Below are 9,520 nucleotides of genomic sequence, written 5' to 3' on the forward strand. Positions count from 1 at the left end.
ATCGCATTCGATTCATGTATTGATTCTTGAGTACAAAATCTATGCGATCGCAAACTAATTCACGTTCAAAGCTTTCTTTTTCAACTCATCCAAGGAAACATACTCCAATGCTTTTTCATGGGTAGCTGACAGCACTATCGGGGGAGCAAAACCAGCATCCAGCGCTTCTTTCCAACGGGAAGCACACAAACACCATCTATCTCCAGGTTGTAATCCGGGAAAGTTGTATTGGGGCATTGGTGTGGTTAAATCATTCCCACGGGATTTACTAAACACGAGAAACTCCTCGGTAACTTCTGCACAAACCACATGAACTCCCATATCCATTGGTCCAGTTTCGCATAGTCCGTTGCGGTAAAAACCAGTTACCGGGGAACCACAGCAAAATTCCAGATTTCCACCTAAGACATTTTTTGCATCAGTCATAATAATTTGAATTTGAGATTTTAGATTTTGGATTAATATAACTCTAACAAATTCAGCTTTGTCAGTGGTCAGTAATCAGTACTTAGGACATAAACTAAAAAAGGTAAACCTCAAAATCTATGACCGAATTAGAATGCTACTTATTTGACTTACAAGGATATATAGTAGTTGAAAATGCCCTCAACAGGGAACAAATAGCAACCTTAAAACAAATAGTCAATCAACAAATAGTTAATCAAAATCAACCCGAAGCTAGTAGACTTCGCTTTGATTCGATGCTGGTATGGGGCAAACCTTTTCGCGATTTAATCGATAATTCCCATGTCACTCCCTACCTTGCCGAACTACTAGGAAAAGAATTTCGTTTAGACCATGATTATATACATATTATCCGGCAAGGAGAAGGTCCAGTGGGTTCATTTCTTCACGGTGGTGGAACTCCTTATGACCCTTGTCAATTCTACGAATTTAAACATGGTAAAATGCATAATGGTTTGACTGCTGTTGCTTACGAACTCAACGATGTCAATCCTTCCGAAGGTGGATTTGGTTGTGTACCAGGTAGTCACAAAAGTAATTATTCCTTCCCTAGAGAATGGCTAAATCTAGAGAAAGTTAATAGTTGTGTACAAACGGTATCAGTCAAAGCCGGAAGTGCAATCATATTTACCGAAGCATTGACACATGGTACTGTTCCCTGGAAAGGAGAATGCGATAAGCAAAGCTTAATGTCGGAGACATGCCGCACCACAATATTTTACAAATACTCACCACAAAATATAGCCTGGGCTAGATACTACTACAATGCCGATAATTTTCCCGATTTAACCCCGCAACAACGGCAAATCCTCAGAATACCTGGCATTTCCACCTAACCTAATAGAAAAATGTAGAGACGCGATACATCGCGTCTCTCTTGAATTTGTTAAAAAATCAGAAACTATTCATAACCATGTTCATGACTGGTAATCTTACCCCGGAAAACCACATATTGGTAGATGTTATAAAACAACATTACCGGAATTAAGAAGCCAACAAAAATCAACATGAATACCAACGCACTAGCATCAGCAGCAGCATCATAAATGGTTATTTGCGAAGGAATCACATAAGGGAAAACCACCAATGCTAATCCGATAAATGTCAGTACAAAAATTAAAATTGTCCAAACAAAAGGTGCTTTATCCTTTTTATTTTCCAAACTCTTCAAAAGTTGATATATTAGCAAAATTCCTAATAGGGGAATTAATGCAAAAATATAAACTAATGGAGCTTGAAATAACTTACTCCGGGCACTTTCATAAAATATCGGCGTAGTAATAGTAATGAAAATTGCACCCATTAAAGTAGTGTACGCAGATAACTTAGCAGTTTGATAATGATTTTCCTGCAACTCACCTTCAGTTTTCCAAACCAAATAAGTTGAACCAATCAATACGTAACCTTGAATCAAAGTTAAGGCAACTAGTATTGATTGCCAGCTTAAAAAATCCCAAGTAGAACCAATAAAATGCCCAGCTTTATCGACATTAATCCCTTTCAAAACAGCACCTAATGCAAAACCTTGACCAAGTGCAGCTAAAAAACTTCCAACTCCAAAAGCTAGATTCCAAAACAATTTTCGATTCGCATGTTCGCGAAATTCAAATGCCACAGCCCGAAAAATAAACCCAAACAACATGATGTTAATCGGGATATAAAGTGCATTCAAAATAGTCGCGTAGGCAAGGGGAAATGCACCGAATAAACTTCCCCCCATTAATACTAACCAAGTCTCATTTGCATCCCAAATATTGCTCAAACTTGTCATTAAAATACCGCGTCTTTCCTCATTCGATGCTGTTAGCGATAAAATTCCCACACCTAAATCAAATCCATCTAACATCACATAAAGGAAGAGAAATAAGGCAAGAATTCCAAACCAAACTTGAGGAAGAAAATATTTAAGCGTTTCCATTTTCTACTACTACCAAACTTACTGCTGTGCTTCAACTGGACGTTCATCGGGGAGAAACTCTGCGGGAGTCGTATCAATAGCTACCTCAGTGTCGATTCCTGGTACTGGTAACTGCAAATTTGGTCCTTTGCGAATGATGCGACTGCCAAAATACAAAGCAGTAAACAACAGAAACGAGTAAACCACTGCATAACCAATCAAAGTGGTGAGAACATTACTTGGTGGCAAATGAGACACCGAATCAACAGTGCGGAGTTGATTGTAAACCGTCCAAGGTTGCCTACCAACACAGCGAACAATCCAACCTGTATCAATCGCGATATAACCAAGTGGTGCAGCAAATATCCAAGCACGGAGTAACCATTTTTGCTGTTCAATATTCTCCTCCGCAAGTTTGCCCCGCAGCCATTGTATGGCAGTCAAGAACATCAACCCAACTAGGGCGAATCCAATACCTACCATTGTGCGGAAAGCGTAATAAATTAGACCAACTAAATGGGGTCGGTTTTGCGGTGGAAAATCCTTTAATCCGAGTACAGGTTTGGAGAGATTTTGTTTAAATTCGAGAACATAACCCAATCCATTCGGTATCTTAATTTCCCAATCATTTTTTTCAGCTTTATCGTTAGGTAATGCAATCAAGCTGTAATTTGCGGGTTTACCTGCGGGAGATGTTTCCCACTTTGCTTCCATTGCTGCCAGCTTTGCGGGTTGACGTTCGTATACCTGTTCCGCACTTAAGTGACCAATATAGACTTGTAACGGAGCAACGGCAATAATCGTAGCCAAAACTATCTTTAACGATTTCGAGAAAAACGCTGAATTACGTTTGTTGATGATGTACCAAGCACTAATTCCCCCAATTACAAACAGCGAAGTCTCCAATGTGGCAAAGAACATGTGGAGAATACTGTATTTCATGAACGGATTGAATATTGCCTGAAAATAGTCACTGATAATAAACTTACCATTAACTAATTCCCCACCCGCAGGGGTTTGCATCCACGAATTTGCTACCAAAATCCAAAATGTAGACATATTCGCACCAACAGCCACAAGAATCGTGGCAACGTAGTGAATTGCTGGGTTGACACGTTCCCAACCAAACACCATAATTCCCAACGAAGCTGCCTCCAGCATAAAAGCCCAAGTCGCTTCAAATCCCATGATGCTGCCAAAAAAGTTACCGACAGCTTCCGAAAAAGGTGCCCAATTCGTCCCAAACTGGAATTCCATTGGAATCCCCGTTGCTACCCCAATTCCAAAGTTGAGGATGTATAACTTCGACCAAAAGCGAGCATGGTGATAGTAGTCAGGATTGCGGGTTTTTAACCACAATCCCTCGACAATGACCAAATAAATGCCCATACCAGTAGTGAGTACGGGCCAGAGCATGTGGAATAATGCCGTTAGTGCGAATTGCGATCGCGACAAAACAAGGGTATTGGAAAGAAAATCCATAAGTGCATTGGTTCCCAAAAAATCGGCTACTCCGTTTAATGTTGTAGCCGTTTGTCCCAGCAGTTACATATCTTAATAGGAACTTAAGATACGACATTAAGTAGTAGTTAAGATTTACGCACTATGGATATACAGTTTCAGCAACTAGAATGGGCTGATTTCGATATTTTGCTTCCATTTCTCTTTTGACATCAGAATCCCAGTTGAGGTTGTATTGTTGCTCAATTTCACTCGCTATAAATGGACGAACTTCACCGACTACCGCAACCTTCTGACCTTTATTAATAGGGGTTTTTAGTTCGGATGTCAGTAAAACGGGTAAATCGCGATAAGCGGAGCTTAATGCCAGAGGCATATCGCGAAATATTCTTTGTTGATGCAATGTCATCAGAATTGGACTGGTAATATCCCCAACTTTCCCTGTAACTGCCACAGTCTGACCATAATAGGATTTTGGGTTATCTGCGATTTGATTGGGTTGTGGAGCCAGGATGATATCTTCTGCGACAACCACAGGTTTGTTGACATAATCGCGATATTGCTCTGCTTGTAGATTCAAGTTGTAGTCGCGTTCAATTTCGGAAATCGAAAAGTTGCGAACCTTACCTGTAACTTGTATTTCCACATTGCGATATGCCTCCGGCATTAAGCTCCGCTTATCGCTTGGTAATTTGAATGGTACTCCCGAAGCATTCACGACTAAAACTGGCTCTTGCTGGGAGAAAAATCCATCTTTGAGGATAAAGGAATTCGTACCAATTTGTCCGATCGGTTTACTTGCGATTGTTACTGTTTTTCCCCGAAAATTGTTTGAGTTGTTCGCAACTTCAGATGCATGGATTGGTTTTAATGGTGAAGATGCAGTCGGTTGATTGAAGTTTCCATTTTGGGCAGAAAGTGCCAGAATCACTAGTGATACAATTACACCTACATCCCAAATACTCTGAATTGCACTACGTCGTTTGGGTGAGGGTTCGCTTTCGATTTGGTAAGTCATAGCCTACATTCTTCCTATCCAATGTTAGTAAAGTATTGTCGGCGTTCAAAAAGTGATAGCAAGCTGTGATAATTTGCTATTATTTGGTTACGCCATCCCTGGTTAAATTTGCTCTTATGCCACCCCAATGACTAATAAACCCATTTTTCTTATTTAGGAATAGATACAAGTTATGACAGCGCTATTTCCTGAAAAAACACTAATGCTTTGCGCCGCAATTAAATTAACTTTCACTATTCTGTTTTTATATTGGGTTACTCTTTGTATTTTCTTAAAGTTTTGACTGCTCACACCACACAATTGTTCACTGTGACAGAGCTAAAGTTTTATTTTTTTCTTTATCTAAAAAAATATCTGATTAGATTCCATTTGCCGTAGAAAGGCTCCTTTTTATTAGCTTAGAGGATGAGATTGCAAATGCTATCTCCCGTAAGTATCTAGGGAACATCTATCTTGAGTAGGAACACCGTCATTTAATATTACAGGAAATAATTGTTAAATAAATTTATAAATTTAAATTTTTTCTTTCTTAACTTAAAGTTAATTACTTTAACAAGAGAAAAATAATCCAAATTTTTTTTGGGGTTTTCCCGTGGGGTGAGAAGTCGGGTTACTTGGTTAGTCGTGCTGAGTTTAAGATTATTTGTGGGGGTTAGGAACCCGACTTCCTGGGTTTTCGCTGGGTGCGATACGCCTTTGGCGATAAGCGGAGCTTAACGCGGTAAAATATAAAAACTGGGCGCGTATGAAAGATTATTATGGGTAATACGTTTGGGCATTTGTTTCGGATTACGACATTTGGTGAGTCTCACGGTGGTGGTGTGGGAGTTGTGATTGATGGTTGTCCTCCTCGACTGGAAATTAGCAGTGAGGAAATCCAGTTTGAACTCGATCGCAGACGACCTGGACAAAGTAAAATTACTACACCACGGAAGGAAGAGGATAAGTGCGAAATTCTCTCTGGTGTGTTTGAGGGGAAAACTCTGGGTACTCCCATATCCATTTTGGTACGCAACAAAGATACGCGATCGCAAGATTATGATGAGATGTCGGTGAAGTATCGTCCTTCCCATGCAGATGCAACCTATGATGCTAAATATGGGTTTCGTAACTGGCAAGGTGGTGGCAGGTCATCCGCTCGTGAGACAATTGGTAGGGTGGCAGCAGGTGCGATCGCTAAAAAAATCCTCCGGCAAGTTGCTGGTGTGGAAGTTATCGCTTATGTTCAACGCATCAAGGGTTTGGAAGGAATTATTGATGTCAATACAGTCACTTTAGCAGATGTGGAAAGCAATATTGTCCGCTGTCCCGACGCTGCAACTGCCGATAAAATGATTGAGTTAATCGAGCAAACTGGCAGACAAGGTAATTCGATTGGTGGTGTTGTTGAATGCGTCGCACGTCACGTTCCCAAGGGTTTGGGTGAACCTGTTTTTGATAAGTTAGAGGCAGATATTGCTAAGGCTGTAATGTCCCTTCCCGCTAGTAAGGGGTTTGAAATTGGTTCGGGTTTTGATGGCACTTTATTGACGGGTTTTGAACATAACGACGAATTTTATACTGATGAAGATGGGGAAATTCGCACTCTAACTAATCGTTCCGGTGGGGTTCAAGGTGGTATTTCTAATGGGGAAAATATCATTATTCGTGTAGCATTTAAGCCTACTGCAACTATCCGTAAAGAGCAGAAAACCGTTACAAATGAAGGTGAAGAGACTGTTTTAGCTGGTAAAGGAAGACATGACCCCTGTGTTTTACCCCGTGCTGTACCGATGGTGGAAGCGATGGTGGCTTTAGTTTTGTGCGACCATTTATTAAGGAATCATGGACAATGTAAGTTGCTGTAATTTCTGAGACTCCCACAATGAGTATAATCATCGGGATGATTATGGATATAATGCTTTAATAAATGGATTTTATTACAATTTTAGGGTTAGTCGCTGCCACTTTAACCACGTTTTCATTTGTACCGCAAATGCTAAAAACATGGCGAAGTAAATCAGCCAAAGATGTTTCTTTTGTGATGTTGATTAGTTTTAATTTGGGTATTTTCCTCTGGTTAATTTACGGAATTTCTCTGAATGCTTTACCAATTATCTTTGCTAACAGCATCACTCTATTTTTTAACTTAATCATTCTCTGGTTGAAAATTAAGTATAAATAAATTCAAGTGTTTCATCTGGGTTCATTTTTTAAGGAATCGGGGAATAGAAAGAACATCAAATATCCCAACTATCTGATTTTCCAATTTTATCATTAGTGAGGGCGGGGTTTTCCCGCCCCTACGATTTGGTTTACTAGTTTATTTGGGACTACTGTAAGAAATTCGACCGTTATCTTGAATTGTCAAATGATGTTCTTTATTACTTGGAGTAGCCATACTTCTTAATGAAGAAGCCTGAATCGGAATACCTGCGGCAAGTTTACCATTTACTGTAAATGAATTTTGATTCCTAGGTTTAAATTTCCATGTTTGTTCTTGACCTGGAAGTATATTTTGGATTTCAAATGTCTTATTATTGACTTTGACTTGCATGAAATTTACTGTACTTTCTGATTGATTTCGCAGAATTAACATTGCTTGTGATTCATCTACAGAACTGCAAGCTCTCAAGCCAATTAATGATAAACTAGCAAGAATAAATACTGCTCTGATACGCTTAAAAATTACTCGTTTAGATACTACTTTGTTGACAGTCATGGTAAAACCTCTCCGTACGGAAAAATACTGAGAACACGTAAAAACTACGTAGGTAAAATCAATAAGTTGCTATGTTTAGATAGTTCCCAAAAATTCAGTACAAATAACATGTTCACAGTTACTCAACGTCAATCTTCAAACCCCAATATCTCTGTAAATCTGACTTTGCCACTGACAGCAGAAGAAAGAACCCGCAGTCGTCATCGGTTTGAGCTTGACGATGGCAAGGTGATATTTTTACGTTTACCCCGTGGTACAGTTTTGCAAGATGGAGATATTTTGCTTGATGAAACTGGCGATAATCTCATTCGGATTGTTGCAAAATCTGAAGCTGTATTAACTGCGATCGCAAACAGTCAGTCAGATTTGTTACGTGCGGCATATCATTTGGGAAATCGTCACGTACCTGTGGAAATCACATCACGTTATCTCAGAATCTCTCCAGATAATGTTTTACAAGCAATGTTGGAACAATTAGGACTGTTCGTCAAAGCCGAAATTTTACCTTTTTACCCGGAAAGGGGTGCTTATGGACACCAACATCACCCTAACTAATAGCAATTTTTTATGGTTGTTGCAGTTAGTTAATTCTACCTTACCTGTGGGAGCATATAGTTATTCCGAAGGTTTGGAAACCCTAATAGATAATGGCGTAATTTCATCTGATATTCAGCTACAACAGTGGTTAGTTGCAGAATTGCGTTATGGTGCAATTCGTCTCGAAGCTGCGGTAATCGTCAGGGTATATGCAGCTATCCAAAACCATGACTTTGCAGCTTTGTCAGATTGGAATTTGTGGTTGTCTGCATTGCGGGAAACTGAAGAGTTACGCAGTTCGAGTTTGCAAATGGGACGTTCCCTGATGCAATTACTTGTAAAATTACAACCAGATATACAGTTTATTTTTAATCATATTCATGGTGCTTGTAATTATGCAGTCGCTTTCGGGATTGCGTTAGCATTTGCGGAAATTAATCCGCAAGCTGGATTATTAGGATATTTACAGAGTTGGGCAAGTAACCTGATAATTGCTGGAGTTAAGTTGATTCCCCTTGGACAAACCGCAGGACAAAAACTACTATTTACATTGCAACCATTTTTTAGTCGCGCAGTTGAGGAGATTATCACATTAGAAGATGATGATTTGAGTTGTTGTAGTTGGGGTTTATCCCTTGCCAGTATGCAGCATGAGGTATTGTATACAAGGCTATTTCGTAGTTGAAAAACAAACCTTTGGGATACCATTATGACATATCGAGTTGGGGTTGCGGGACCAGTTGGTTCAGGAAAAACAGCATTAGTCGATGTCCTATGTAAATCGATGGGGGACAAGTATAATTTAGCAGTGGTGACGAACGATATTTATACTCAAGAAGATGCAGAATATTTAGTGCGATCGCAAGCTTTGCCAAAGGAGCGTATTCTTGGGGTAGAAACTGGTGGATGTCCCCATACTGCCATTCGTGAAGATGCTTCGATGAATTTGGCTGCAATTGAACAGTTAGAAGCACGTTTTGCTAATTTAGATTTGATATTTTTAGAAAGTGGTGGTGATAATTTAGCTGCTACTTTTAGTCCTGAATTAGTCGATTTAACTATTTATGTAATTGATGTCGCCGCAGGTGATAAAATTCCTCGTAAAGGTGGTCCAGGTATTACTAAATCTGATTTATTAGTGATTAATAAGACTGATTTAGCTCCTTATGTTGGTGCTGATTTGGGTGTGATGGAACGGGATACTAAGAAAATGCGTGGTGACAAACCTTTTGTTTTTACTAATTTGAAAACTCGCGATGGATTAACTAATATAATTGAGTTTGTTTCCATGCATATTATTTGATTTTAGTAATAACCCAACATTTGATATTACAGCACATTTCATTTGGGTGGGGTACACTCCCATCTGCGTACCCTGCGGGTAGGCACGGAGTGACTTCCAAAGGTAGCCGCATTAGACGAGCGTACATCGGAGAGGTTG

The 9,520-nt window shown here is 39.6% G+C and carries 11 protein-coding genes; 6 read left to right on the forward strand and 5 right to left on the reverse strand.

The annotated features are described in order from the left end of the window. Positions 1–54 precede the first annotated feature (54 nt). On the reverse strand, positions 55–426 hold the full coding sequence (locus CK510_RS02455; protein ID WP_095720177.1) for a DUF2237 family protein: 372 nt from the start codon (positions 424–426) through the stop codon (positions 55–57). A gap of 119 nt (positions 427–545) precedes the next feature. Here CK510_RS02455 and CK510_RS02460 point away from each other — a divergent pair, with 119 nt between their 5' ends. Continuing rightward, positions 546–1,301, forward strand: a complete 756-nt coding sequence (locus tag CK510_RS02460; RefSeq protein ID WP_095720178.1) for a phytanoyl-CoA dioxygenase family protein — start codon at positions 546–548, stop codon at positions 1,299–1,301. A 65-nt stretch (positions 1,302–1,366) separates the two neighbouring features. Here the strand turns inward: CK510_RS02460 and cydB are convergent, their stop codons facing one another. The 3 genes from cydB to CK510_RS02475 all read right to left on the reverse strand — a co-directional run bounded on the left by cydB (position 1,367) and on the right by CK510_RS02475 (position 4,841). Next, complete coding sequence (gene cydB / locus CK510_RS02465; protein WP_095720179.1) at positions 1,367–2,383, reverse strand: cytochrome d ubiquinol oxidase subunit II; 1,017 nt, start codon at positions 2,381–2,383, stop codon at positions 1,367–1,369. Positions 2,384–2,401: 18 nt separating this feature from the next. Next, positions 2,402–3,844, reverse strand: a complete 1,443-nt coding sequence (locus tag CK510_RS02470; RefSeq protein WP_095720180.1) for a cytochrome ubiquinol oxidase subunit I — start codon at positions 3,842–3,844, stop codon at positions 2,402–2,404. Between the two features lie 121 nt (positions 3,845–3,965). Next, the gene (locus tag CK510_RS02475; RefSeq protein ID WP_095720181.1) at positions 3,966–4,841 is read right to left on the reverse strand and encodes a hypothetical protein; all 876 of its coding nucleotides are present in this window, start codon (positions 4,839–4,841) and stop codon (positions 3,966–3,968) included. Between the two features lie 758 nt (positions 4,842–5,599). Between CK510_RS02475 and aroC the strand changes: the two genes are divergently transcribed. Together aroC and CK510_RS02485 are read left to right on the forward strand one after the other, a co-directional pair. Continuing rightward, the gene (gene aroC / locus CK510_RS02480; protein ID WP_095720182.1) at positions 5,600–6,688 is read left to right on the forward strand and encodes a chorismate synthase; all 1,089 of its coding nucleotides are present in this window, start codon (positions 5,600–5,602) and stop codon (positions 6,686–6,688) included. A 62-nt stretch (positions 6,689–6,750) separates the two neighbouring features. Then, on the forward strand, positions 6,751–7,005 hold the full coding sequence (locus tag CK510_RS02485) for an SWEET family sugar transporter (protein ID WP_095720183.1): 255 nt from the start codon (positions 6,751–6,753) through the stop codon (positions 7,003–7,005). 138 nt (positions 7,006–7,143) lie between these two features. Here CK510_RS02485 and CK510_RS02490 read toward each other — a convergent pair whose 3' ends face one another. Continuing rightward, on the reverse strand, positions 7,144–7,542 hold the full coding sequence (locus tag CK510_RS02490) for a hypothetical protein (protein ID WP_095720184.1): 399 nt from the start codon (positions 7,540–7,542) through the stop codon (positions 7,144–7,146). A 108-nt stretch (positions 7,543–7,650) separates the two neighbouring features. Between CK510_RS02490 and ureE the strand changes: the two genes are divergently transcribed. From ureE to ureG, 3 genes are read left to right on the forward strand one after another with little or no spacing between them, the layout of a single operon-like run. After that, complete coding sequence (gene ureE / locus CK510_RS02495) at positions 7,651–8,097, forward strand: urease accessory protein UreE (RefSeq protein WP_095720185.1); 447 nt, start codon at positions 7,651–7,653, stop codon at positions 8,095–8,097. Then, the gene (locus tag CK510_RS02500) at positions 8,072–8,764 is read left to right on the forward strand and encodes an urease accessory protein UreF (protein ID WP_095720186.1); all 693 of its coding nucleotides are present in this window, start codon (positions 8,072–8,074) and stop codon (positions 8,762–8,764) included. Before ureE ends, CK510_RS02500 begins: the two co-directional genes overlap by 26 nt. A 21-nt stretch (positions 8,765–8,785) precedes the next feature. Continuing rightward, the gene (ureG, locus tag CK510_RS02505) at positions 8,786–9,382 is read left to right on the forward strand and encodes an urease accessory protein UreG (RefSeq protein WP_095720187.1); all 597 of its coding nucleotides are present in this window, start codon (positions 8,786–8,788) and stop codon (positions 9,380–9,382) included. Positions 9,383–9,520: the final 138 nt, after the last annotated feature.

Source organism: Brunnivagina elsteri CCALA 953, assembly GCF_002289455.1.
Classification (GTDB): Bacteria; Cyanobacteriota; Cyanobacteriia; order Cyanobacteriales; family Nostocaceae; genus Brunnivagina; species Brunnivagina elsteri.

What these genes read in the sequence shown, in the direction of transcription:
- aroC (WP_095720182.1), top strand. Translation starts at nt 5,600, where the DNA reads ATGGGTAATACGTTTGGGCATTTGTTTCGGATTACGACATTTGGTGAG.
- CK510_RS02455 (WP_095720177.1), bottom strand. Translation starts at nt 426, where the DNA reads ATGACTGATGCAAAAAATGTCTTAGGTGGAAATCTGGAATTTTGCTGT.
- CK510_RS02485 (WP_095720183.1), top strand. Translation starts at nt 6,751, where the DNA reads ATGGATTTTATTACAATTTTAGGGTTAGTCGCTGCCACTTTAACCACG.
- CK510_RS02470 (WP_095720180.1), bottom strand. Translation starts at nt 3,844, where the DNA reads ATGGATTTTCTTTCCAATACCCTTGTTTTGTCGCGATCGCAATTCGCA.
- CK510_RS02500 (WP_095720186.1), top strand. Translation starts at nt 8,072, where the DNA reads ATGGACACCAACATCACCCTAACTAATAGCAATTTTTTATGGTTGTTG.
- CK510_RS02490 (WP_095720184.1), bottom strand. Translation starts at nt 7,542, where the DNA reads ATGACTGTCAACAAAGTAGTATCTAAACGAGTAATTTTTAAGCGTATC.
- cydB (WP_095720179.1), bottom strand. Translation starts at nt 2,383, where the DNA reads ATGGAAACGCTTAAATATTTTCTTCCTCAAGTTTGGTTTGGAATTCTT.
- CK510_RS02460 (WP_095720178.1), top strand. Translation starts at nt 546, where the DNA reads ATGACCGAATTAGAATGCTACTTATTTGACTTACAAGGATATATAGTA.
- CK510_RS02475 (WP_095720181.1), bottom strand. Translation starts at nt 4,841, where the DNA reads ATGACTTACCAAATCGAAAGCGAACCCTCACCCAAACGACGTAGTGCA.
- ureE (WP_095720185.1), top strand. Translation starts at nt 7,651, where the DNA reads ATGTTCACAGTTACTCAACGTCAATCTTCAAACCCCAATATCTCTGTA.